Genomic DNA, 25,801 nt, shown 5'->3' with positions numbered 1-25,801 from the left:
AAACAAAGCTATTACAGTTACTAAAAGAGAAATGTCGGGTAGTTTACAATTAGAATAAAAAAACTATAACTTCGAAATATCTTCTATGATGATTTCTTTGCGTCCGTAGTGCATGATTCCGTTTTCTTCTAATTCATTTAGTAATAAAGTGGCCGTTTGACGGGAGGTACAAATGATTTGAGCAATATCGGTTTGGGTAAGGTAATTTTCGAGAAGGACTCTATTGCCTTCTTTCTTTCCGTCACGGTCAGCCCAATCTTTCAGAAACGTTAGCAAACGAGTTTTAGCATCTTTAGACATCAAATTGGCATAATTGTTTTTAATGCGTTTCATTTTGAGTCCAACGAATTTGGTATAAGACAACGCTAAACTTGGATTTTGCAATAGTAAATTTTCAAAATCAGAAAGTAGGAAACTGCAAATGATGATATCATCGGTAAGTGCCTTAGCGTATTCATTTGAGTTTTGATCGCTATCTAATTCTAATTCGCCAAACAAATCTCCTTTTTGAATGATATCCTTCACGGTTTCATTTCCTTCTTCATCCACAGAAACAATTTTGATATTTCCTTTTTTGAGTAAAAAAACACGAGGTAAATCGGAAGAAGAAAAATAAATGATATCGCCCTTTTTAGCTTTTTTAAATCCGGTAATGATACACAACTGCTTGATTTGAGACATACTCAAGGTCCAAAACAATTTGTGATCACGGAGATACCAATATTTTAGTTCTTCATACATGAAGTAAATGTACTAATTTTTCCAAATCAAAAAACCCTTTCATTGCTGAAAGGGTTTAATGAGTATTAATTTTAAAATCTTATGTAGTTCAATAACAAATTTACAAAAAATTATGATACCAAACCACGAGAAATTACAATTCTTTGTATTTCTGAAGTTCCTTCATAAATTTGGGTGATTTTCGAATCGCGCATCATACGTTCTACATGGTATTCGGCCACATAACCGTTACCTCCATGAATTTGAACAGCTTCATTAGCTACTTCTAAAGCTATTTCAGAAGCATATAATTTAGCCATAGCACCTGAATGTGCAATGTCTTTCCCTTCATCTTTTTCGCAAGCGGCTTTCATGATTAACAATTTAGCCGCGGTAATTTTTACAAACATATCGGCTAACTTAAAGGCAATAGCTTGGTGTTTGAAAATTTCTTTGCCAAAGGCTTTTCTTTCGTGTGAATATTTTAAGGCCAATTCATAAGCTCCAGTTGCAATTCCTAAAGCTTGTGATGCAATCCCGATTCTTCCTCCGTTCAAAACGTTCATAGCGAAGTTGAATCCAAACCCATCTGCTCCAATTCGGTTTTCTTTTGGCACTTTTACATCCGTAAATAATAAGGAGTGTGTATCGCTTCCGCGGATTCCCATTTTCTTTTCTTTCGGACCTATTTCAAATCCTGCCCACCCTTTTTCAACGATGAAAGCATTGATTCCTTTATGCCCTTTTTCCACATCGGTTTGTGCTATCACTAGATAAGTAGAAGCCGTTCCTCCGTTGGTAATCCAGTTTTTAGTTCCGTTTAGCAAATAGTAATCACCCATATCTTTGGCAGTTGTTTTTTGAGAACTTGCATCACTTCCTGCTTCTGGTTCTGATAAACAAAAGGCACCTATAACTTCACCTTTAGCTAAAGGCACTAAATATTTCATTTTTTGTTCTTCCGAACAATATTTTTCCATTCCGGCACAAACTAAAGAATTGTTCACCGACATAATTACAGCAGCTGAAGCATCGACTTTAGCAATTTCAGTCATCGCTAAAACATAAGAAACACTATCTAATCCAGCACCACCATATTTTGGATCTACCATCATGCCGAGGAATCCTAATTCACCCATCATTTTTACTTGTTCTGTTGGGAACTTGGAATGTTCATCTCTTTCAATTACACCTGGTAATAATTCCGCTTGAGCAAAATCTCTAGCAGCTTGTTGAATCATTAAATGTTCTTCGGTTAAATTAAAATCCATAGTTGTGATAATTATGTTAGTCTATTCTTTAATTTTGGTGCCCAAAAGTATGATAATAAAGTCAAAATTTCAAACGTTTTCGTAAATTTAGCCAATGTTTAAAGAAACCTACCATGTTATCGGCGTAATGTCAGGCACATCCCTTGATGGTATTGATTTGGCACACATTCATTTCACTATAATTGAGGGCAAATGGAAGTTTGAAATTTTAGAATGTGAGACGATTTCTTATGACCCTTTTTGGTTAAACAATCTAAAAGTAGCCGTTGATTTTTCCACTGATGCATTAGCAAAACTGAATCAGGATTACACTATACTTTTGGCAAATGTCATCAAAGCATTTATAGAAAGACATCAACTGCAACATGTTGATGCTATTTGTTCTCATGGACATACCATTTTGCACCAACCTCAAAATGGATTTACACTTCAAATAGGCAATCTTCCTGAAATAGCCAATATCCTAAATCAAACTGTGGTTTGTGATTTTAGAGTTCAAGATGTTCAGTTGGGTGGACAAGGTGCTCCATTAGTTCCTATTGGGGACCAAATTTTATTTTCCGAGTATGATTATTGTTTGAATTTGGGTGGATTTTCTAATGTTTCATTTGAGACGAATGGAGAAAGAATTGCTTTTGATATTTCTCCAGTCAATACCGTTTTGAATTATTATGCCAACAAACTTGGTCTGGATTATGATGATAAAGGAACTATTTCAAAATCAGGGCAATTGAATGCTCGTTTGTTATCTGACTTAAATGAATTTGACTATTACAAAAAACCATTTCCAAAGTCACTTGGATTTGAATTTGTGAAAGCCACTGTTTTGCCTTTGCTAAAGGAATACAGCATTCCAACTGAAGACAAAATGCGAACTTTTACAGAGCATATCGCGTTGCAAACCGCTTTAGCACTACCCAAAAAAGAAGGCCAAATGCTAGTTACTGGTGGTGGAGCCTACAATAGTTTTTTAATAGAAAGAATGCAATTTCACTTACCCCAAATGAAGCTTGTTATTCCTGATGCAAAAACTCTAGAATACAAAGAAGCTTTGATTTTCGGATTGCTTGGCGTATTAAAATTACGAAATGAAATTAATGTGCTTAGCAGTGTTACTGGTGCCCAACACAACCATTCTTCTGGAGTTATTTTTTATCCATCGCTTCCAATATCCTAATAATTTTATCCAGCTTATCGACTTCCATTGAGTTTAGTTTGATGGTTAAAGCTTCAATTTCTTTTTTGGCATCAATATTAGTTTGATAATCGGCTTGTGCTTGAATTCTGTCACGCTCATTTTGACGATTTTGGGCCATCATAATAATAGGTGCGGCATAAGCTGCTTGAGTAGAAAAAAGTAAATTCAAAAGAATAAACGGATAAGGATCCCAATGAGAAACAAAGGCTACAAAATTTAAAATCATCCAGATTGCAACCACTATGGTTTGAATAATGATGAATCGCCACGATCCCATATTATTAGCTACTTTATCTGCTATACGACTACCAAAACTTAAGGTTTCTGAATGTTGCTCATGCCAATTTTTTATAATTCCCATGCTGATATAATGTTGTTTATTTGTAAAGTTTAAAACTAATCAAACCTATCGATTTATAACTAATATTTAACAAATTGTATTTTCTTTTTTTATACATTAGCTACTCAATCTTAAAATTTAAAAACGATGAAAAAACTAATGTTAGCCGTAATGGCAATGATAGGATTTACGCTTACTGCCTCAGCACAACAAGCTCCTAAAAAAGCAGACAAAGCTGCTAAAGAAACCAAAGCTCCTGCAGCTAAAAAAGAAGAAGCTAAAGCTCCTTTGAAAAAAGATGGCACTCCAGACAAACGTTTTAAAGAAAATAAAGAAGCTAAAGGACCACTTAAAAAAGATGGTACTCCAGACAAACGTTTCAAAGAAAACAAAAAATAAGAATTTTTTATCCCATAAAAACGCCACTCCCGGAGTGGTGTTTTTTTATGCCTAAATCCTACCTATTTAATCCCAATCTATAAATCTCAAATTCCTATATTTGCACCACAAACAAACTAATTACAATGAAAGAATTACTTAAAAAATTCGAAAACAAACAACCCGAAATAATATTCAACTGGAAAGACACTGAAACCGATGCCGAAGGATGGACGGTCATTAATTCTTTACGGGGTGGAGCTGCTGGTGGTGGAACAAGAATGAGAAAAGGACTAGACATGAACGAAGTCCTTTCTTTAGCCAAAACGATGGAAGTGAAATTTTCTGTTTCTGGACCAGCTATTGGCGGTGCCAAATCAGGAATTAACTTTGACCCCAATGACCCTCGCAAAAAAGGTGTTTTACAACGTTGGTATAAAGCGGTTTCTCCTTTGTTAAAAAGTTATTACGGTACTGGCGGCGATTTAAATGTGGATGAAATTCATGAAGTTATTCCGTTTACCGAAGAATGTGGGGTTTGGCATCCACAAGAAGGAGTTTTCAACGGACATTTCAAACCAACTGAAGCCGATAAAATCAATCGAATTGGTCAATTGCGTCAAGGCGTAATCAAAGTAATTGAAAATCCAAAATTCTCTCCAGATGTTTTACGGAAATATACTGTTGCTGATATGATTACTGGTTATGGCGTTGCTGAAGCCGTGCGTCATTATTATCATATTTATGGTGGTGATGTACAGGGTAAAAAAGCCATTGTACAAGGTTTCGGAAATGTAGGCTCTGCAGCTGCATTTTATTTGGCAGAAATGGGTGCTAAGATTGTTGGAATTATTGACCGTGATGGTGGCATCATCAATGAAGAAGGATTTACTTTTGATGAAATCAAAAGATTATTTTTAAATAAAGATGGTAACAAATTGGTAGCTGAGAATATGATTCCGTTTACAGAAATCAACGAAAGAATCTGGACGCTAGGGGCTGATGTATTTGCTCCTTGTGCCGCTTCAAGATTAGTGACCAAAGAACAAATTGACAACTTAATCCAACATGGATTAGAAGTTATTTCGTGTGGAGCTAATGTTCCGTTTGCCGATAAAGAAATTTTCTTCGGAAGCATTATGGAAGCTACTGATAGTAAAGTGAGTTTAATTCCTGACTTTATTTCGAATTGTGGAATGGCCAGAGTTTTTGCTTATTTCATGGAGAAAAAAGTACAAATGACTGATGAAGCTATTTTCTACGATATTTCAGAAACCATAAAAAAAGCCTTAGAAAAAGCGCATAACTTAAATTCAGATAAAAAGAATATCAGTGCCACTGCTTTTGAAATTGCCTTAAAACAATTGGTTTAATAAAAAATTAACAGCTGACATTACACAATATTTAGTACTTTTAAACGTTAGTATTGTATAAATAGACAAAAGAATAGCTATGAGTTTGGAAATCTCTAACGATGAAAAAAAATCTTTAGCCATTACGATAGTAGTGTATGCTTTGTTGCTACTATTACTTTTCTTTTTGCGCTTTTGGCCCCCTGCTAACATGAAACTCATGGGTGGCGGTGGCGGTGGCGGTATCGAAATGAACTTTGGCGATAGTGAATATGGTATGGGAGATAATTACAAAAGCGAAGTTCTAAATGTAAAAGACCAAGCTAAAGTTGCTCCAGTTAAAACTTCACCTGACGAAGATGTCATTTCAGATGATAACGCAGATGATAATGTAGTTATTCCTAAAAAGGAAAACATTAAGAAAACGCCAGTTGAAGTTAAAAAAGACATCAAACCTGTACCTGAAAAACCAAAAGTTTCTAAAAGTGCTAACGATGCCTTATCAAGTATACTAGGCAATAAAGGCGGTGATGGAAATGATACCAAAGGCGGAAACAAAGGAAGTGCTAACGGGAATCTAAATTCTAATGGCTATTACGGTAACGGAAGCGGAACAGGTTCTGGTGGTGGAAACGGTTCTGGAAACGGAACAGGAAGTGGTTCTGGAACGGGCTCAGGAAACGGTGGAGGCAATGGAAGTGGATCTGGGTATTCATTAGGAAACCGAAAAGCATTAAGTAAACCTCAACCTGATTATATCTGTCAAGAACAAGGAAGAGTTGCTGTAGAAGTTACTGTAGACAGAAATGGTAATACTTTGAAAGTTACCGCTGGAGTTCAAGGAACGACGAATACCGCAAAATGTTTAGTAGACCAAGCAAAAATTGCTGCAATGAGTACTAAATGGCAAGCGGATAGTAACGCTCCAGAAGTTCAAGTTGGAAAAATAATTTATACTTTCCGAAGAGCACAACAATAAAAAAATCCCGATTTCACAATCGGGATTTTTTTATTATTATTCTTTAAGAAGTTTACCAGTTATCAGCTTTCTTCTTTTTATCCATATAAGTTACTAAACTTTGGTTTAACCCGTTGAACAACCCTTCGTAAGAGTTAGGCGCATCACTTAAATATTTTTTCACATTGCCATCTTTATCATAGTATTCAGAGAAGTCGTCTAAATTAGGTCTAGCGATTTTTCCATTGATATCTTTTAATACAATATCAGTAACAGCGAATTTATATTTGCCATCTTTAAAAGTAATTTCGATTGTATAAGTGGCATTGGAACAAACTGTAGTTCCTCCTGCTTTGCTGCAAAGGAAGTTGTCTTTAACTCCTTGAAATGTTATTTTTTCATCTTCTACTACTGATTTTACGGCGTCTGCGCTTTTATTGTTTTCTTTAACCCAAGCTACTGTTCTTTTGAATAAATCTTTAGCCGGACTATCGTATGAAGTCACTATAAAATCAGTTAATCCTTCTTTTGAAAATTTGAAGGCGGTGTCTTGTGCAAAGGTTGATGCCGAAATAAAGACCATCAACAGTATCCCTTTTAGTTTCATCTTCTTACTATTTAATTTTTTATTTACTTTGGACTTGTGGCGATATAAAACTTCAATTTATTCCTCACTCCTATTTGCAATACATCCACTAAATCTTGTACTTGCAAAGTGGCTGGAATCCTAATTATAACCGTTTGGTCTTTAGCTGGATTCATTTTGGACAACAATTTAGCTTCCAATTGGTCAAAACCCACTTCTTCTTTATCCACGAAAAATTTCTTCTCCTCTGTAACGGAGAGCGTGATTAATTGTTTGTTTGTCTTTTCATTCGTTTTCGATTTTGGCAAGGTCATTCGGATAACATTTGGGTTTGCTAAAGTCGATATAATTAAGAAAAACAACAACAAGAAGAACATAATGTCGCTCAAAGACGATGTAGCGACTTCTGCATGAAATCGTTTATTTCGTTTTATTGCCATTTGGTCTTTGAATTATATTGATAAATTCTAATACTTGCTTCTGAATCGATAATGAAAAGGCATCAATTTTACCATTGAATAAATGATAAGCACTGTAAGCAATAATACCTACTATAAGTCCGGCACCACTACTAATCATTTTTTCATACAATCCTCCTGAAATATTTCCAATACTAATATCTTCTGTCACCGAAATAGCATAGAAAATCTTAATTACTCCCGAAATGGTTCCAATAAATCCGAGCGTTGGTGCAATACCAGCAATCAAACCTAATTGTCCGAGTCTTCGTTCCATGTAACCAATTTCAATATTGGCTGCACGTTCCATGTTAGATTCAATTTCGCCAATATGTCTTCCAATAGTAAGCACACCTTCTTTAATGATGGCTCCTTGTGCATTGCCACTTCTCTCAGCAGAAGAAACCGCCAAGTCAATATTCGCATTATTTAAATGATTGCGAATATCTTTCATTAAGTGTGTATCGATTTTGGCCGCTTTGTGAATATACAAATAGCGTTCAAAAATTACATACAACGTGTAGAACAATAAAATAGCAATTGGAATTAGAAAGATTCCTCCTTTAAAAATAAATTCTAAAACCGAAACTTCGTTTGTCAGAGCAGTATTGGCTTTATCCACTGCAGGAAGTGCTTGTGCTAAGGTGTCAACTTGTAACTGTAAAAACGTGCTTATCATATTTATCTGTTTTTTTACTATTAATTCTGAAAATAATTTCAATTTTGTACTCGTCGAATACGCCTCACAATATAAACGAAAAAAAACGTATTAAAGTATACTGCCCAGTTAAATTTTTCCGAAAATTATGAACTATAAAGAAACCTTAGATTGGATGTTTAATAAATTACCTATGTACCAAACACAAGGTGCTGCGGCTTATCGAAAGGACATTACCAATACTGTTTTGTTAGCCAAACATTTAGGAAATCCAGAACAATATTTAAAATGCATTCATGTGGCTGGCACCAATGGAAAAGGGTCAACCTCTCACTTGCTAGCTTCTGTTTTACAGGAAGCAGGTTATAAAGTGGGATTGTATACTTCTCCCCATTTAAAAGATTACAGGGAGCGAATTACTAGTAACGGAAAGCCCATTTCCGAAGCATATGTTTCGGAATTCATTACTAAAAACAAACCTTTTTTTGAAGCCCATCAGTTGAGTTTTTTTGAAATGTCGGTTGGATTAGCTTTCGAATATTTTGTCAAAGAAAAAACAGATATCAACATTATTGAAGTGGGCATGGGCGGACGGTTAGACTCCACCAATATCATCACACCATTAATTTCTGTAATTACCAATATTGGATTGGATCACACTCAATTTTTAGGAGATACTCTTGAAGCAATTGCTTATGAAAAAGCGGGAATTATCAAATCAAACATTCCAGTAGTAATTGGCGAATATGTTCCTGAAACGAAACCTGTCTTTATAGCAAAAGCCAAGGAAACAAATTCTGAAATCTTCTTTGCGTCTGATTTAATTGAAGAAACTTACCCTTCAGCATTAGTGGGGGATTATCAAATTCAGAATAAAAAAACCGTTTTGCAAACTATTAGCGTTTTACAAAAAAAAGAACTTCTATGCATTTCTGTGGACAACATAAAAGATGGCTTTTTGAATGTAATTAAAAACACTAACTTACAAGGAAGGTGGCAGCAATTAGGTGAGTATCCAAAAATAATTTGTGACACGGCTCACAATGCTCATGGACTTCGTATCGTTTTGAATCAATTACAAAAAGAGCGATTTGATCAATTGCATATTGTTTTAGGTGTTGTAAATGATAAAAACTTGGCAGAAATTCTACCTTTATTCCCTAAGAAAGCAAAATATTATTTCTGTAAACCTGAAATTCCAAGAGGATTAGAGGCAACAATACTACAACAAGAAGCAGTTGCTTTTGGACTAATTGGAAAAGTATATTCTTCGGTTTCAAATGCTTATCAATTCGCAAAGGAAAATGCTGGAAAGAATGACTTAATTTATGTGGGCGGAAGCACTTTTGTAGTAGCAGAAATTTTATAATTTTTTTTAATTTTAATTTGCATTATCAAAAAAGTAGTCTATATTTGCACTCGCATTCAAGCACAATGCGGGCGATTAGCTCAGTTGGTTCAGAGCATCTCGTTTACACCGAGAGGGTCGGGGGTTCGAATCCCTCATCGCCCACAAGAAAAACCGAAACTTCGTTTCGGTTTTTTTATTTTATAATGGTGTCAAAAGCTTGCTTTTGTAAGGCGTTATAAAATAAAAAAACGACTTGTTGCAAACAAGTTGGTTTTCTTGTTCAGAGAATCCCAAAAAGGGATCAGCGCAGCTAATCCAGATTATACTTTATGAGTTAAAGCTCAATATACCTGAAGCCCACTGGGCTTCCTCCTCTTAATATCAAATCTCATCGCCCACAAGAAAAATAAAAAGCAAGCTACCAAAAATAGCTTGCTTTTTTATTTAGCTTACTTAGTTATACTAAAAAGAAAGCCGATTAGTTTCCTAATCGGCTCCTGTAATTTAAAAGTATCTGCAACATACCTTCTAATAAGTTTGAATTTGTTCTTAGTTTGCTATTTTCTTTGTTGCTTTCAATCCTTCTATTGTGGTTACCTCAGCTAACAATACTTGATTGGCGACACCAACATTTATTCTGGTTTCCGAAGCATTAATCCCTGTTTTTTCAAACAATACTCTTCCGCTAATGTCAAAGATACGTACCGTTGCCATCATTGTTGAGCCTGAGTTTAGTATTAAAGTATGTTCTTGATTGTAAATCACAATAGAATTTGGGGTAAAACTGCTGTTAGGTACACTAAGCATATTTTGATAAACCAATTCAAAACGGTTAGCAAAAGTACCAGCCTCTGAAACGAAAGTATATGAAGCATTGTTCAAGTTATGTAACGAACCATCTAAATTGTCTCTAATAAAAATATCTTGAGCGTTTCCAGCAAACAACCCATCAACATGATCTATCGCTATAGTGTAAGTACCTGCGTTAGTAGCTTTGAAACTTAATGGCACTACATCAGAAGTAGTAAATGGTAAGGCCCTTCCCTGAATTGCATAACGATTAGTTCCAATTAATGTAGTCAAAGAAATATCACCATCATTAATAAATTTCCCATCAATCCCACTATCATAACCTTGAGTAGCATTGGTACAATACCCTATAAGCAATTGAGAAAAAGAACCATTCGAGCTAGTGGCATTAAGCCAAATTCTATGACTTTCAACTGTATTTGTTACGTTTGAGTTTTTAAAAAACTGATCGGAATGATCATTTGTGCGCATGGAATTATTAAAAATAAGGGTATTCCCATTTCCTGAACCTTCAACAAAAAAACCTTGTCCAGTTTGAATAACCCCATTTAAATCATAAACTTCCGCTTCTCCGTTACTAGCAAAACCCAATGAACTCCAAGAACAATAACTTGGCGATAAGGCATTGTTCGTTTTTCTCCAGAAATATAGGGTTCCCGTTATGTTGTCACTATTAGCAGCTACAAAACTAGCAGCATCTATAGGTGAAGGATAAGGATTACCTACCAAATTAAAACGATTCCCCACTCCTCCATCAACCATAGTAAAACTATAATCCCCACTATTAGGAACACCTGTAAAATTACCCTCCCAACTTGTCGCATTGGTTGATGGATGATTGTTAGGCATTCTAATTAAATACCCCTGAGCCATAGCAAATGTAGTAGTTGATGGATCAACAACAGTATACTGATTAGTGCTGCTTGTTGTGGCTGGCGGTACTATATCTTCATAAGTGGTGAATTTATAAAAACGATTGGTCAAAGTTAGAGGCGAAAAATTCAAAAGGGTTTGACTGCCAGTAACCGGACTTGACCATAAGGTGTAATCCAAACGTTTTAATAGGGAACTATTACGTTTCATAATTATGTTACCCGAATTCAAATTAGTTGTTCCTTCCTGAATCAAATTTGCATTATCATTAAATGTAATTGAACTTCCTGAATCTACAGTTAATGCCCCACTCAATCGTACTGTATTTCCTGAAGAAATGTTTACCGTGGCGTTATTTGTAATCGACAGGGAATAAGCATAAATATTTGCTTCTCCGATGGTAGTAAGAGGAGCAGCAATAACAGCATCTGTTGTTTCATTTGGTAGTCCATTATCCCAAGCCGGTGTGGTTGCAGGTGGGGTAATTGCCCATGTCGTAATAGCAGTGGCTTGTCCATAGCTTGAAAAATAAAATCCAAAAAGAAAGTATACTAATAAGATTCTGTTTGTTGAGAGGTGTAATAATTTTTTCATAATTGTTTGGGGTTTTAAGTTTAATCTCTAGAGAAGTTAAATAGTAGTTACTATTTTAAACCTTCAATTTTAATTGTTTGATTGACAAAAACACAATTGAAATAATCTTGAAAATCAGCATATAAGCCTTAAAAAAATAATTATCAGATGCATTTCATAAACAAACTTATAACCTATCGCTACTCCTATTTTCAAAAAATAGACGAATGGTTTTTTAAATTCGCTGAATGACTATTTAACATAGCTGAATGGAATATCTCTCGATAAAATACTATTTAATGTTAAAGTTTTAACAGTCTAACTTTTCCTATATAAGAAAATTCGATTATTTTTGTAAACAATAAACCACTCATTTAACATAAAAACCCAAGATTCCTTTTTTTTGGAGGAAAAGATGGTTTGCTATATTTTCCAAATATGATTGGTAAAAACACTCTTTCAGAATTCTTCAACATTTCCCCTACACCAAGTTTGGTTTTGCACATTGACGCACCAAAATTTACTATTGTCGAAGTCAATAAAGCTTATCTAGAAGCTACCAATTCTAAACGCGAAGATTTAATTGGGAAAGGGATTTTTGAAGCATTCCCAGACAATGATTTAGACTCAGCTGCTGATGGAGTTAAAAATTTATCCCATTCATTACATACTGTTGTACAAACCAACAAAAGGAATAAAATGGCAATTCAAAAATATGATATTCCTATTCGAGGAACGTCAAAATTTGAACTGAAATATTGGGAACCAGAGAACATTCCATTGCTTAATGACACTTCTGAATTACAATACATTATCCATTGTGTACTTGATGTTACCGAGAAAGTAAAAGCCGAAAAACGATTAAAAGAGTTTGAATATTTCTTCAAGAATAGTAACGATTTTTCTTGTATTGCCAACGATGAAGGATATTTTGAAATTGCTAATTCCAGTTTTAATACCATATTAGGATATTCTCAAAACGAATTAACAACAAAACCGTTTATTGATTTTGTTCATCCCGATGATATAGACTCTTCATTACAAGCCTACAACCAATTAAAATCTGGCGAGAAAGTAATACATTTTACTAACAGGTATCGCAAAAAAGATGGTTCCTATCTTTGGTTAGATTGGAATGCTACTCCCAATTCTATTACAGGTAAAATTTATTGTATTGCCCGGGATATTTCAGAGAGAAAAAAAGCAGAAGAAGAAAGTATCAAAGCGAATAAAAAGTTTAGTTCTATTTTTGATTTTAGTCCAGTAGCCATTTCAATTACAAAAGTGTCAGATGGTACATTTATCCAAGTGAATGATGCATTTTGCGACACAACAGGATATAAAAGTGAAGACCTTATTGGGAAAAAATCGGTTGATGTAAAAATTATTGATACCGAATTACGCCAAAAATTGATTTCCAAAATCTTGAAAGATGAGAACCAGAAAAAAGATATTGAAGGAACAATTAAAAAACCTAACGGTGAATTATTGGAGGTACTTTATAGAGTTGAGAAAATTGAAATAGATGATGAACCTTGTTTTATATCGGCATTAATTGATGTTACTGCTCAAAAAAAGGTTGAAGAACAACTGAACAAACTGAATGAAATACTAGAACAAAAAGTTCAGGAGCGAACTGAAGAAGTTAAAAAAGCACTTAACCGTTTTGAATATGTAACCAAAGCAACTTTTGATGCCATTTGGGATTGTGATTTAGTAGAAGATAAAATTTATTGGGGAGATGGTTTTAAAAAAATATTCGGATACAATCTTAAAGAACTAAATGACAATAGTGCAAGTTGGATGGAAAACGTTCATCCAGATGATTTAGAAAAAATCACAAATAGTTATCATACTACCATTAATAGCAAGGAGAACAATTGGATTGAAGAATACCGATACAAAAAAAATGATGGTAACTATTGCTATGTCATCAACAAAGGAATAATAATCCGTGATAAAAATGGCAAAGCCAATAGAATCATCTGCGCTATGCAGGACATATCCAAGAAAAAAGAGGAAGAGGTACGACTAAAACTATTAGAATCGGTAGTAACAAATACGAATGATGCCATAGTCATCAAAGAAGCAGTACCTTCTGACGAATCGGGAAGAAAAATTGTATATGTCAATAACTCTTTTACCCGTATGAGCGGTTACAAGCCCGAAGAAATTATCGGAAAAACTCACCAGCTATTGCAGGGTCCCAATACTGATAAAAAAGAATTAGCCCTTTTTTACAAATCCCTTGACAATTGGAAACCATGTGAAATTACTATAATTAATTATTCAAAAGAAGGTAAAGAGTATTGGGTTAACCTTTCATTAAATCCAGTTACTAATGAAAAAGGAGAATACACTCATTGGATTTCTATTGAAAGAGATGTAACAGAAAGAAAAAAACAAGAAAAGGAATTATATATAACTACATTAAAGTTATTTGATACGCTTGAAAGTATTCAAGACGGTTTTTATACTTTAGACAACAATTGGAATGTCACCTATTGGAATAAGGTTGCCGAAGCAATATCGGGCATGAAGGAAAACGCAATGATCGGGAAAAATTTTTGGGAAATATACGAAGGGCGCATTTCAGAAAAAATACATAGTGCCTTTTTAAAAGCCAAATTAGAAAAAAAACCCGTCAGATTAGAAACATACTCTAAGGCACGTAAAATGTGGTTTGAGTTAAATGCTTTCCCATCTAGTATAGGTTTGACGGTTTATTTCAAAAATATTACGGAAAGAAAAGCTACAGAAACTAAACTTAAAAAGAGTAACAAAGCCTTAGAGAATAACTTAAAAGAACTGGCTATTTCTAATCAAGAACTTGAGCAATTTGCTTATGTAGCCTCTCACGACTTACAGGAACCTTTGAGAATGGTTACCAGTTTTCTGACTCAGATTGAAAATAAATATCAAGATGTTCTTGATGAAAAAGGCAAAAAATACATCTTCTTTGCAGTTGACGGAGCTAAACGTATGCGTCAAATCATTTTAGATTTATTAGATTTTTCCAGAATCGGCAAACATGAAGATAAACTTGAAGAAGTTAATTTAAATTCCGTTTTGGATGAAATTAGGTTACTTTACAGAAGTCAAATTGAAGAAAAAAATGCCACAATGGAGTATGGCAAACTTCCTAAAATACAAACGTTTGCATCTCCAATAAAACAGGTATTTCAAAACTTAATAGGCAATGCCTTAAAATATTCAAAACCAAACGAAAAACCTATTATTACTATCTCTTCTGATGAGCATACTAATTATTGGCAATTTAAAATAACGGATAATGGCATTGGCATCAATGAAGAGTATTTTGATAAAATATTTGTCATATTTCAGCGTTTGCATACAACCGACCAATATGCTGGAACTGGAATTGGATTAGCTATATCAAAGAAAATTATTGATAATTTAAAGGGCCAAATTTGGTTAGAATCAAAAGAAGGACAAGGAAGTACTTTTTACTTTACCATTCCAAAAAATAAACAACATAAATTATGAAAGCAATAAACATTTTATTAATAGAGGATAACGAAGGGGATATTCTACTAACCCAAGAGGCATTGGGAGAAAGCAAAATAATCAACACTATTAATGTTGTTAAGGATGGCAAACTAGCTATTGATTTTTTAACCCTAAAAGAACCTTTTCAGGATGAGGAATTACCCAATCTTATTTTGCTCGACATTAATTTACCAAAGAAAAACGGACACGAAGTCTTGCAATACATTAAAGAAAGTGCAAAATATAGACACATTCCTGTTATTATGCTGACAACTTCCTCTTCTGAAAAGGACATTAATAAAGCCTATAACAATTATGTGAATTGCTTTATTACCAAACCTGTAGATGTAAATGAATTCATGCTTGCTGTAACAAAGATTGAAAGCTTCTGGATAAGTATAGTACAACTACCTTAAATAAAATACCATGAAAACTAGTAAAGATAATAAACCGTATCAAATTGTGATTATTGAGGATAATCCAGGTGATTATACACTTATTGTAAATTATTTAGAAGAACAGTTTTTATCCCCAAAAATTTTCTGGGCTAAAAATTTCAAAGAAGCAAAAAAATTAGTAACAGATGCTACCATTTGTAGTGACTTAATACTATTAGACCTTTCATTGCCTGATAAAAGTGGAGAAGAACTTATCACAGAAATGTTTTTGCTTTGTCCTGAAACCCCATTAATCATTTTAACAGGGCTGTCTGATAATACCTTTGGAATTAAATCATTATCACTAGGTATTTCTGATTATCTGATAAAAGACGAACTCGATGCCAACCTTTTATATAAAAGTATTATTTACAATATTGAGAGGAAAAAAACCTTACTTCAATTAGCAACTTCAGAAAAACGATATAGCGATTTATTTCATTTAAGTCCGCAGCCTATGTGGGTTTATGATACTGTTTCTTTACGCTTCTTAGATGTAAATGAGGCCGCAGAAAAACATTATGGATATTCATTACAGGAGTTTTTAGGTATGACGATTAAAGACATTAGACCTGTTGAAGACATCCCAGAAATGCACAAAAGAGTGGAATTTTTAAATGAAAATGAAGGCTCGCATTCATTGGGGACTTTTAGGCATAAAAAGAAAAATGGTGAAATCATTTATGTTGAAATTCAGAGTAATATTATACAATTTCAAGATTCTATTGGACGAATTATATTGGCAAGTGATGTTACAGAACGACTTTCTTATATTGAAGCCATTGAAAAACAAAATGAAAAACTAAAAGAAATTGCCTGGATACAATCGCATGTTGTGCGTGCGCCTTTAGCCAGGATGATGAGTCTGATTGATATCATTAAAAATTTTGGTATTGAAGAAAATGACAGTGAAAATTTATTAAATAACTTATTAATATCTGCCGAAGAACTTGACGTAATAATTAAAGATATTACAAAAAAATCAGAAGGGATACAACTAGATAAAAAATAACAATTCCATAATTAAAAAAATATTTATTTATTTAACCTAAAAATACTCCTTTCGTATATTTTTGTAACTGTTTAATCAAAAAATGTTGATTATCAATATTTAAAAAGAAAATCTATAAGTTAAAATGGTAAAAACATTAAAGATTCTTTTCATAGAAGACGACACTATTGAGGTGATGAAATTCAACAGAGTAATTGCTGCTTTAGGCCTAACCCATCAAATAATTGAATCCAATAATGGGGATAGTGCATTAGCTATTTTAGAAACAAAAGAAAACCTTCCAGATATAATACTTTTAGATTTGAATATGCCAAAACTTAACGGAATAGAATTTTTAACGATTTTAAAAAAAGACCCTGTATTAAGATATATCCCTACCATTATTTTAACCACTTCTAGTAATTTTAAAGATGTCAAAGAATGTTATAAAATTGGCATTGCTGGGTATCTTCTTAAACCTTTAAAATATGAAGACTATGTTTATAAAATTCAAAAACTACTAGATTATTGGAGTTGCAATGAATTGATTTCAGAATAAAACAAACCTTCTTTTGACAGTGCGGCTGACCTATGGCAGATATACAATTTACTTTTACGGACTCTACTTTAAATACCATTTTCCCTTTTTACATCCTAATTGATGAAAATCTCACAATTAAGAAGTTTGGGAACAGTATTGGTAAGATGATGCCCAACCTTGAAGAAGATAAATTATTTACAGATTTTTTTACGGTGATAAGACCTTTTAAAGAAAACATCACTTCAAAGAATTTCATAACCTTACTCAACCAGTCAGTCATATTTACCTCTAAAGGAATTAAAACTTTAACATTAAAAGGTCAATTTGAGCGGCAACAAAGTAATTTTCTCTTTCTAGGCTCTCCTTGGCTCATGTCATTAGGAGAGGTAAGCCAAAAGAAACTAGAACGTAGTGATTTTGCCTTTCATGATTCTGCATTGGAAATACTCCATGTACTCGAAAATCAAGAAAAAAACAATATCGAGTTAAAAGGACTAATTAAAACCATTGATACCCAAAGTAAACAACTTAAAATTGATAAAGAAGAACTTAACAGACTATCATTAGTAGCCAGTGCCAATAAAAATGGGGTGGTATTTACACAACCCCAAGGAGAAATATTTTGGTGTAACGAAGCCTTTGAATACATCACGGGGTTTTCAAAAAAAGAGATTATTGGAAAATCACTGATTGAGGTTGGTAGTGGTAAATTATCCAATAAAAAGGAAATTTACAAAATGATTGAAGCTTTTTACAAAGGCGTCCCTTTTGAAGTCGAATATCTCCACACCAAAAAACAAAAAGGGTCATTTCGTTCTAAAATAAATGGACAACCTATTTTTGATTCAGAGGGCTATGTGTCACAATATTTTGCTATTATTGAAGATGTTTCTATTGAAAAAGAAAAGGAAGAACAATTAAAACTTCTCTCTTCTATAGCTGAAAAAAACAGCAACCCAGTTCTTATTTCGGACAAAGATGGGAAAATCGAATGGGTCAATTCTAGCTTTTTAGATTTGACTGAATATAGTATTGAAGAAATAATTGGAAATAGTTCTGATGTTTTATTATATGGTCCGGAGACAGACAAAAAAACAAAACTATATCTAAAAGAGCAGATAAAAAATGGGTTGCCTTTTGATTGTGAAATTATAAACTATACCAAATCCAAACAAAAATATTGGGTTCGAATTCAAGGTCAGGCCTTGCATGATGAACAAGGGAAGATTAAAAAATACTTTACTATACAAGAAGACATTTCTTTAGAAAAAGAATTTAATCAGCAATTGATAGAATCACAAAATAGATTAAATTCATTGATTGCCAATTTACAGTCAGGGATTTTGTTTGAAGATGACAACAAAAAAGTATTGTTAGTCAATAGCAAATTTTGCAGCTTGTTTGAAATTGACGCCGATCCAGAGATTATGAAGGGATTAGACTGTGAAATGATTGCAAAAGGAGTCAAAGATTACTTTAAATATCCTGATCATTTTTTACAACGAGTGAATGAAACCATCGATAAAAAAGAAATTGTAATCGCAGAAATGGTGGAACTTGCAGACGGACGAATTCTAGAAAGAACTTTTATTCCAATATATCGAGGGAAGAAATTAGACGGTTATCTATGGAGTTATGAAGATGTCACTATCAAAAAAAGATACCGAGAAAGTCTGGAAGCCGAAAGAGAAAAATACAGTAGTATTATTGCCAATATGAATATGGGACTGTTAGAAGTAGATAACAACGATATTATCAAACTAGCTAATCAATCTTTTATTGAAATGAGTGGTTATGCAGACACTGAATTAATTAACAGAAAAGCTTCCGATTTATTTTTAAATAATAAAAGTAAAATCATTTTAAAAGAAAAAATGATAAATAGATTGAATAGAATTTCAAACTCATACGAAATTCCGATTACTAATAAAGTTGGTGAAGAAAAATATTGGTTGATTAGTGGTGCCCCCAATTATAATGTAAACGGAGAAGTAATAGGTTCAATAGGTATCTATTTAGACATAACCGCGCAAAAAAAATTAGAGATTCAAAAAGAACAACTTTTAAAGCGATTAGAAACACAAAACGAAAGACTTAACGAATATGCCCACATGGTTTCCCATGATTTAAAATCACCTTTGCGAAGTATTCACTCTTTAATTACATGGATAAAAGAGGACAATAAAAACATTTTTAATGAAACAACTGACCGATATTTTGAATTAATTGAGGATAAAGTAGAAAAAATGGATAATTTAATTCAGGGAATTTTGACCTATTCAAAAGTAGAATCAAATAAAGAAGTTACAGAAAAATTAAACCTTAATGAAATTGTTCAAAACTGTATCAAAATAATGCATATTCCAAAAAATACTACCATAACTATCAAAAGAGAATTACCAATACTTGAAACAGATCATTTCAGAATGCAACAATTGTTTCTAAACTTGATTAGCAATGCTGTTAACTATATTGATAAAAAAGAAGGAATTGTTGAAATAACATATGAAGACATTGGCAATGACTATATATTTTCGATTAAAGATAACGGCATAGGCATCGATGACAAGTACCAACTCAAAATTTTTGAGCTGTTCCAATCTTTTTCAAAAGATACTAAAGCTACAGGAATAGGATTATCTATAGTTAAAAGAATTGTAGATTATTATAATGGCAAAATATGGCTGGAAAGTTCTTTAGGAATAGGAACCACATTTTTTATCAAATTACCAAAGTTTCATAAAAAAACTATACGCCACAAAACAACCAATATATAATAATTGAAAATAGTATCAATCAAAAAAATACAACATTAAAAAACAACATCACAATTAGTCTTTAAAAAAGTTTAAATTTGAATGCTTTTTTATTCTTACTTGAAAAATAATTATTAAACAAAAAATTGTAAATAGCTCAAACATTGTTCCTTCATTCAAATCTAAGTAACTGAGATCAATCTCAAATAGTGTGAAAATATTGAAATGTAAGAGTAATATGTTTTTTAAATTAAATATAATGTACGGAATTGTAAATAAAGCAATAGAAGAATTAATAATTACCAATTATGGTGAAGACATTTGGAAAATCATCCATGCCAAAAGCGGTATAGACCATGATTTTTTTATCAGTGATAAAGCTTATGATGATGAAATCACTTTTACATTAGCAAAAACAATTTCTGAAGAACTTTCTATTCCAATTAACGAAGTTTTACTATCATTAGGAGAATGGTGGATTGTCAAAACCACTAGAGAAAAATATGGCTCTTTAATGGAGTCAGGAAGGTCTACATTAAAAGAGTTCTTGATTAATTTACCGATTTTTCACAACCGAGTTATGTTAATTTATCCCAAACTAACACCACCTGAATTTAAAGTGACTGACATTACCGAGAGAAGTCTTAATTTACATTACATCTCTAAAAGAGAAGGTTTACAAGAATTTGTTCGTGGTTTAATACAAGGGTTAAGTATTATATTTACTACCGATACCACTATAGAATTACTTCAATCACGTGAAAATAATGCCGAATTTGAAATTTTTAAAATAAGTTGGTAAGCGTATGAGTGAATCACCAATTGTAATTAACAAAACTTCATTTAATAATATTTTCCCTTTCCATATAATAATAGATGAAGATTTAAAGCTGAAGTCTTTTGGAACAAGTCTTTCGAAAATCTATCCAAAACTGGCTATAGGTGAAGTTTTTAGTACCTATTTCAATATCAAAAGACCTTTAATAACAACGCCAACACCTCAAAACATAAAATCAATTTTTAATCAGTTGGTTGTTATTACTGACAAAAAATCAAACGAATTATCGCTTAGAGGTCAATTTGAACCTCATGAAAATGGAGTACTCTTTGTTGGTTCTCCTTGGCTTGTTTCTATGGATGAAATGGTAGATAATAAATTAACCATCAGTGATTTTGCAAAACACGATCCATTACTTGACATACTTCACGTACTCAAAAACCAAGAAATTAAAAACCAGGAACTAGAAGAACTATTAGAAACTATAAATAATCAAAAAAAAGAATTAAAACAAGATAAAGAAAATCTAAACATACAATCACTGGTTGCAAGTGCTAATAAAAATGGCGTCGTTTTAACCAATGCTATTGGTGACATTATCTGGTGTAATAAAGCCTATGAAAGCATCGTAAATATGACTTCCTCTAAAATTATAGGTAAAAATATATTATCCTTTGGACCCTGTAAAATTACTGGAACTAATAAAAAGAAAAAAATACTAGAAGACTTCCGCAAGGGAATTATATTTGAAGGAGAAAAAAATATTGTTACCAAAAACAATAAAAAATATTATTACAAAACTACAAAGCAACCAATCAAAAATGAACAAGGTGAAGTAATTAACTACTTTGCAGTAATAGAAGATATCTCTGTAGAAAAAGAAAGGGAAGAACAATTGCTACTATTGTCTTCTATAGCAGAGAAATCTTTTAGTGCGGTAATCATTACTGATGAAAAAGGAAATACAGAATGGGTTAACCAAAGTCTTTTAAATATGACCGGTTACACATTTGATGAATTTATAGAAAAAAAACCTGGGGAACTATTGCATGGCCCCGAAAGCTGTCCTAATACAATTTCTTATCTAAAAGAGCAAATAAAAAATGGAGAGGCTTTTTATTGTGAAATGTTACACTACACTAAATCAAAAGAAAAATATTGGGTTCGTTTAAATGGACAGTCTATTCATGACAAGAATGGTAAAGTTTTTAAATTTTTCGCAACCATGGACGATATTACTATAGAAAAAGAGCATACAGAACAAATTTTAACCTCAGAAGAGAGATTAAATTCATTAATAGCAAATTTACAATCGGGGATTTTATTAGAAGATGAAAACCGTAAAATTATTTTAGTAAATAAAAAATTCTGTGACCTTTTTGGAATTCCTTTAGAACCCCATATGCTCAAAGATTTTGATTGTGAAGTAATGGCGGAACAATCAAAAGATTTTTTTAAAAATCCTGATGCCTTTTTAAACCGAATTAAAGATATACTCCAAAAAAAAGAAATTGTTATTACAGAAGAAATCGAATTAACTGACGGTCGTAGCCTTGAAAGAAGTTTTATTCCAATGCATAAAGGAGAAAAATTAGTAGGTTATATATGGTGTTATGAAGATGTTACCTTAAAAAAAAGATACTACGAAAATATTGCTAAAGAAAGAGAAAAGTATAGCAACATTATTGCAAATATGAATATGGGACTATTAGAAGTTGATAAACATGACATTATCAAACTAGCTAATCAATCCTTTTCTAATATGAGCGGTTATAGTATAGAGGAACTTTTAGAAAAAAAAGCTACAGATTTATTTGTGAAAGATACTAATAAAAGTATCATTGAAAATAAAACAAAAGAACGCAATATTGGACAATCCAATTCTTATGAAGTACCTATTGTCAATAAATATGGTGAAGAAAAGTATTGGATGATAAGTGGCGCTCCCAATTATAATCTTAATGGTGAGATTATAGGTTCTATTGGTATCCACTTGGATATTACTGAGCAAAAAAAATTGGAACTCCAGAAAGAACAACTTTTAAAGCGATTAGAAACACAAAACGAACGGCTTAATGAATATGCTCATATGGTTTCACACGATTTGAAATCTCCTTTGCGAAGTATCCACTCTCTAATTTCATGGGTAAAAGAAGATAATATGAATCTTTTTAACGAAACTACCATGAATTATTTTGAATTGATTGAGGATAAAGTAGAGAAAATGGATAATTTAATTCAAGGAATTTTAACCTATTCAAAAGTAGATTCAAATAAAGAAATTAAAGAGAAAATAGACCTTAATGAAATAGTTCAAAACTGTATTAAAATCATACACATCCCTGAAAACATTAATGTAAATATCAAAAAAGAATTACCAATAATTGAAACCGATCTTTTCAGAATGCAACAATTGTTTCAAAACTTAATCAGCAATGCCGTTAACTATATAGACAAAAAAGAAGGCATCGTCGAAATAGATTATCAAGAACACAATAAAGAGTATTTATTTTCTATAAAAGATAACGGACAGGGAATTGATCATAAGTACCAAAGAAAAATCTTTGATTTATTTCAAACTATTTCAGAAGAAGAACAATCTACAGGTATAGGACTATCCATTGTAAAAAGAATAGTTGATTACTACCATGGCACTATTTGGTTAGAAAGTTCTTTAGGAATCGGAACCACATTTTTTATCAAACTACCTAAGAATCATGGAAAAACCTAATATAGACTACATCAATAAACTTTCGAGAAATGAAGAAGCAGTAAAAGAAAAATTTATAGCAATACTCAAATTCGAAATCCCTATTGAAATTGATACTTATTTTGTAAGTTTACAAAATAACAAATGGAATGATACAAAAGAATCTATACACAAGTTAAAAAATAAAATTGGCATTTTAGGTTTGGAAAATAGTTATCATTTAGCGGATGAGTATGAAAAATCCAATCAAAATAATAGAAAAAAATTACAGATAGCATTTGAAGAAACATTAATTTTAATTCAGCAATTTGTGAGTTGCTTATAAAAAAATATGAATTGCATTATAATAGATGACGAAATGATGGCAAGAGCAGTTATTGCTCAAATGATTGCACTTTATACTGAACTGAATGTGGTTGAGGAATTTAGCAATGCTATAGACGCCATTAAATACTTAAACCAAAATACAGTTGATGTTGTTTTTCTTGATATTCATATGCCCGATTTTACAGGCTTTGATTTTATAAATACCATTAAAAACCCTCCTAAAATTGTATTAATTACTTCTGATAAAAATTTTGCCATTAATGCCTTCGAATACGATTGTATCGTTGATTATTTGGTAAAACCAATAACGGAAGATCGCTTTGAAAAAGCAATGCAAAAATTAAATTGGCGTGTTGAAACAGTAAAAAAAATTATTCCTTTTAGTGAGAAAAAAAAACTGAGCAATATACCTGATGAATTCTATGTCAACATTAATAATCGTTTAATAAAAATTGACATTCCAAGCATCACATTGATTAAAGCCAATGGAGATTATGTTACTATTAAAACAGACACTAGCTCTTATATAGTTCATACTACATTAAAAAAAATTGAAGTGAAATTACCACAAGATTTATTTTTAAAAATTCATCGTTCATATGTAATTAACACTAAAAAAATAATTGACATCGAAGATAATAGTGTTTTAATTGGAAAAGATGTTATTCCAGTAAGTCGTGGAAATAAAGCAGAGTTAATGAAACGGCTTAATTTATTATAGCAAAAACTCATTATAGTTACAAATTAGAGTAAATTATTAGCGAAAGCTTATAGTTTACTCTTTTTTATTTTGAAACACATAAGAATGAATTTAGTCGAAATAACCTTTGACCGCTTCAAAAAAACCATTCAACTATAGAAAAGCAACTCTCAACCGATTTTCAAAAAACACATGCAACTTCCTCCGTAAGTTTGCTATGTAAAACACTAATAAGTATTAGAATTTAATCTGACATATTATGAAAAAAGGTACTCGTACTCTGCCAAAATTTGTCATTTATGTGAATTTTATTTTTTTGCCTATTTTTTACACATTTAGAATTGATGCATCCTCATTAAATCTACTAATATTTCATGTGATAAATCAAATTTTAATACTGAAACTAGTATAACAAATTGTAATAGTAGTAAGCAAACAATAGTTGATAAAGGCCATTGGTAATTATGAATGTAATTACATAAAATAGGGCTTATATTTTGAAATAACACGCTTTTCCATATGGAAATTTTAGGGTTGTGTTTATTATTTTTTTTATTTGACACTAAAACCATCCTGATGTATCGGGATGGTTTTTTAAAAAAAACAAACCGTTTACAGTAATTATCACCCCAAATTACACCTGAAAGTAAAACCTTTTTTTAATCCTGATTTACCTACTTATGATTAACAGAACCTCAATACTAAATAAATCACACCACGATAAATTTGAATGTTTTAATACTGTTGGATTAATTTTACAGGACCAAATTTATCTCAATAGAAATGATGAGTTACTACAATTTGACATCAATGATATCAAACAAATCAATATTAAAAAAGAAAGAAACTTAAAAAATAACCATTCTCTTTTTGTCACTTCTTGCGCCTTAGTTTTTTCAACATTTCTTTTGGGAAATAGTATAGGACAAAATTACAAACTTGCCTTTATTTTTGTTTCAAGTGTACTCCTATTGATTTCTTTTTTTTTAAAAACTATCACTATAAAATTTTACTTATAACAGTACACTATCATTTTACTCCTATAATTGTAAAGGATAACTGCGAAGATCAAGCAAGTGAATTGATAACTATGACTAAAAATAAAATCATAAAAAACAAATTATATCAAAAAGCAAGTTAACATAAAAAAATGCAATGACTGTTTACAAATCAAAGTTTGGACTAATCAAAGAAGGCAACCTTATACTTTATAAGATTGATAGTGAACCGATTGCACTTGTCTCTATCGTAGATATAAAAATGAGCAAAAACAATCTGTGTCTTAACTTTTTTTTTAACTTATTTAAAAGAAACGAGTATGATTTTATTATTATGTTGGATAGTGAGAAACAGATTAAATTCTCATTTGGGAAAAAAAACTTAGTAGTGCTTCAGAATTTAAAAAAAGAATCTTGCACATGAAATTTTGTTTGCAAGATACCATCAGCGAATGAAATAAATTGTGGGTTGCTTTGATGGTTTCATTCTGATATAAAAGGGTGAAAAAATATTTCTTTTCATAGCA

At 32.0% G+C, this 25,801-nt stretch carries 21 protein-coding genes and 1 tRNA gene; 15 read left to right on the top strand and 7 right to left on the bottom strand.

Features of this window, described 5'->3' with window-relative positions; genetic code table 11:
• Window positions 1-63: 63 nt before the first annotated feature.
• Together OLM53_RS12560 and OLM53_RS12555 are read right to left on the bottom strand one after the other, a co-directional pair.
• The gene (locus tag OLM53_RS12560) at window positions 64-741 is read right to left on the bottom strand and encodes a Crp/Fnr family transcriptional regulator (RefSeq protein WP_264520573.1); all 678 of its coding nucleotides are present in this window, start codon (window positions 739-741) and stop codon (window positions 64-66) included.
• Between the two features lie 110 nt (window positions 742-851).
• A complete protein-coding gene (locus OLM53_RS12555) occupies window positions 852-1,991 on the bottom strand; it encodes an acyl-CoA dehydrogenase family protein (protein WP_264520572.1) in 1,140 nt (379 codons plus the stop codon).
• A 94-nt stretch (window positions 1,992-2,085) separates the two neighbouring features.
• On the opposite strand from OLM53_RS12555, the gene OLM53_RS12550 reads away from it, so the two are divergent.
• Complete coding sequence (locus OLM53_RS12550) at window positions 2,086-3,168, top strand: anhydro-N-acetylmuramic acid kinase (protein WP_264520571.1); 1,083 nt, start codon at window positions 2,086-2,088, stop codon at window positions 3,166-3,168.
• On the opposite strand, the gene OLM53_RS12545 is transcribed toward OLM53_RS12550, so the two are convergent.
• Window positions 3,137-3,550 (bottom strand): DUF1003 domain-containing protein, encoded by a 414-nt coding sequence (locus OLM53_RS12545; protein WP_264520570.1) that lies wholly within the window; start codon window positions 3,548-3,550, stop codon window positions 3,137-3,139. The genes OLM53_RS12550 and OLM53_RS12545 overlap by 32 nt on opposite strands.
• A gap of 126 nt (window positions 3,551-3,676) precedes the next feature.
• On the opposite strand from OLM53_RS12545, the gene OLM53_RS12540 reads away from it, so the two are divergent.
• From OLM53_RS12540 to OLM53_RS12530, 3 genes are all read left to right on the top strand, one after another.
• Window positions 3,677-3,928 carry a hypothetical protein gene (locus tag OLM53_RS12540; protein ID WP_264520569.1) on the top strand — a complete coding sequence of 84 codons (252 nt, stop codon included), beginning with the start codon at window positions 3,677-3,679 and terminating at the stop codon, window positions 3,926-3,928.
• A 125-nt stretch (window positions 3,929-4,053) separates the two neighbouring features.
• Window positions 4,054-5,280 carry a Glu/Leu/Phe/Val dehydrogenase dimerization domain-containing protein gene (locus tag OLM53_RS12535; RefSeq protein WP_264520568.1) on the top strand — a complete coding sequence of 409 codons (1,227 nt, stop codon included), beginning with the start codon at window positions 4,054-4,056 and terminating at the stop codon, window positions 5,278-5,280.
• 79 nt (window positions 5,281-5,359) lie between these two features.
• The gene (locus OLM53_RS12530; RefSeq protein ID WP_264520567.1) at window positions 5,360-6,238 is read left to right on the top strand and encodes an energy transducer TonB; all 879 of its coding nucleotides are present in this window, start codon (window positions 5,360-5,362) and stop codon (window positions 6,236-6,238) included.
• A gap of 52 nt (window positions 6,239-6,290) precedes the next feature.
• Here OLM53_RS12530 and OLM53_RS12525 read toward each other — a convergent pair whose 3' ends face one another.
• From OLM53_RS12525 to OLM53_RS12515, 3 genes are read right to left on the bottom strand one after another with little or no spacing between them, the layout of a single operon-like run.
• Entirely contained in the window at window positions 6,291-6,824 is a 534-nt protein-coding gene (locus OLM53_RS12525) for a DUF4468 domain-containing protein (protein ID WP_264520566.1), read from the bottom strand.
• Between the two features lie 23 nt (window positions 6,825-6,847).
• A complete protein-coding gene (locus tag OLM53_RS12520) occupies window positions 6,848-7,243 on the bottom strand; it encodes an ExbD/TolR family protein (protein ID WP_264520565.1) in 396 nt (131 codons plus the stop codon).
• Window positions 7,224-7,940 carry a MotA/TolQ/ExbB proton channel family protein gene (locus tag OLM53_RS12515; protein WP_413614245.1) on the bottom strand — a complete coding sequence of 239 codons (717 nt, stop codon included), beginning with the start codon at window positions 7,938-7,940 and terminating at the stop codon, window positions 7,224-7,226. The genes OLM53_RS12520 and OLM53_RS12515 overlap by 20 nt, the downstream gene beginning before the upstream one ends.
• A 127-nt stretch (window positions 7,941-8,067) precedes the next feature.
• Here OLM53_RS12515 and OLM53_RS12510 point away from each other — a divergent pair, with 127 nt between their 5' ends.
• Complete coding sequence (locus OLM53_RS12510; protein ID WP_264520564.1) at window positions 8,068-9,288, top strand: bifunctional folylpolyglutamate synthase/dihydrofolate synthase; 1,221 nt, start codon at window positions 8,068-8,070, stop codon at window positions 9,286-9,288.
• Window positions 9,289-9,357: 69 nt separating this feature from the next.
• Window positions 9,358-9,432, top strand: a tRNA-Val gene (locus OLM53_RS12505).
• 387 nt (window positions 9,433-9,819) lie between these two features.
• Here the strand turns inward: OLM53_RS12505 and OLM53_RS12500 are convergent.
• Window positions 9,820-11,547 (bottom strand): hypothetical protein, encoded by a 1,728-nt coding sequence (locus tag OLM53_RS12500; RefSeq protein WP_264520563.1) that lies wholly within the window; start codon window positions 11,545-11,547, stop codon window positions 9,820-9,822.
• Between the two features lie 417 nt (window positions 11,548-11,964).
• On the opposite strand from OLM53_RS12500, the gene OLM53_RS12495 reads away from it, so the two are divergent.
• The 9 genes from OLM53_RS12495 to OLM53_RS12455 all read left to right on the top strand — a co-directional run bounded on the left by OLM53_RS12495 (window position 11,965) and on the right by OLM53_RS12455 (window position 24,297).
• Window positions 11,965-15,033, top strand: coding sequence for a PAS domain S-box protein (locus OLM53_RS12495; protein WP_264520562.1), 3,069 nt, complete (start codon window positions 11,965-11,967; stop codon window positions 15,031-15,033).
• Window positions 15,030-15,452 carry a response regulator gene (locus tag OLM53_RS12490; RefSeq protein ID WP_264520561.1) on the top strand — a complete coding sequence of 141 codons (423 nt, stop codon included), beginning with the start codon at window positions 15,030-15,032 and terminating at the stop codon, window positions 15,450-15,452. Before OLM53_RS12495 ends, OLM53_RS12490 begins: the two co-directional genes overlap by 4 nt.
• A gap of 10 nt (window positions 15,453-15,462) precedes the next feature.
• Entirely contained in the window at window positions 15,463-16,485 is a 1,023-nt protein-coding gene (locus OLM53_RS12485) for a PAS domain S-box protein (protein ID WP_264520560.1), read from the top strand.
• A gap of 124 nt (window positions 16,486-16,609) precedes the next feature.
• Window positions 16,610-17,023, top strand: coding sequence for a response regulator (locus OLM53_RS12480; RefSeq protein ID WP_264520559.1), 414 nt, complete (start codon window positions 16,610-16,612; stop codon window positions 17,021-17,023).
• A gap of 32 nt (window positions 17,024-17,055) precedes the next feature.
• The gene (locus OLM53_RS12475) at window positions 17,056-19,782 is read left to right on the top strand and encodes a PAS domain-containing protein (protein WP_264520558.1); all 2,727 of its coding nucleotides are present in this window, start codon (window positions 17,056-17,058) and stop codon (window positions 19,780-19,782) included.
• Window positions 19,783-20,020: 238 nt separating this feature from the next.
• Window positions 20,021-20,563, top strand: a complete 543-nt coding sequence (locus OLM53_RS12470; RefSeq protein WP_264520557.1) for a heme NO-binding domain-containing protein — start codon at window positions 20,021-20,023, stop codon at window positions 20,561-20,563.
• 4 nt (window positions 20,564-20,567) lie between these two features.
• Window positions 20,568-23,270, top strand: coding sequence for a PAS domain-containing protein (locus OLM53_RS12465; protein WP_264520556.1), 2,703 nt, complete (start codon window positions 20,568-20,570; stop codon window positions 23,268-23,270).
• Window positions 23,257-23,574, top strand: a complete 318-nt coding sequence (locus tag OLM53_RS12460; RefSeq protein ID WP_264520555.1) for an Hpt domain-containing protein — start codon at window positions 23,257-23,259, stop codon at window positions 23,572-23,574. Before OLM53_RS12465 ends, OLM53_RS12460 begins: the two co-directional genes overlap by 14 nt.
• 6 nt (window positions 23,575-23,580) lie before the next feature.
• Window positions 23,581-24,297: a LytR/AlgR family response regulator transcription factor gene (locus OLM53_RS12455; protein ID WP_264520554.1), complete on the top strand. Its 717-nt coding sequence runs from the start codon at window positions 23,581-23,583 to the stop codon at window positions 24,295-24,297.
• Window positions 24,298-25,801: the final 1,504 nt, after the last annotated feature.

This window comes from Flavobacterium sp. N1994 (genome assembly GCF_025947145.1).
Taxonomy (GTDB): domain Bacteria; phylum Bacteroidota; class Bacteroidia; order Flavobacteriales; family Flavobacteriaceae; genus Flavobacterium.
This window is presented reverse-complemented; position numbering and strand designations above follow the sequence as displayed.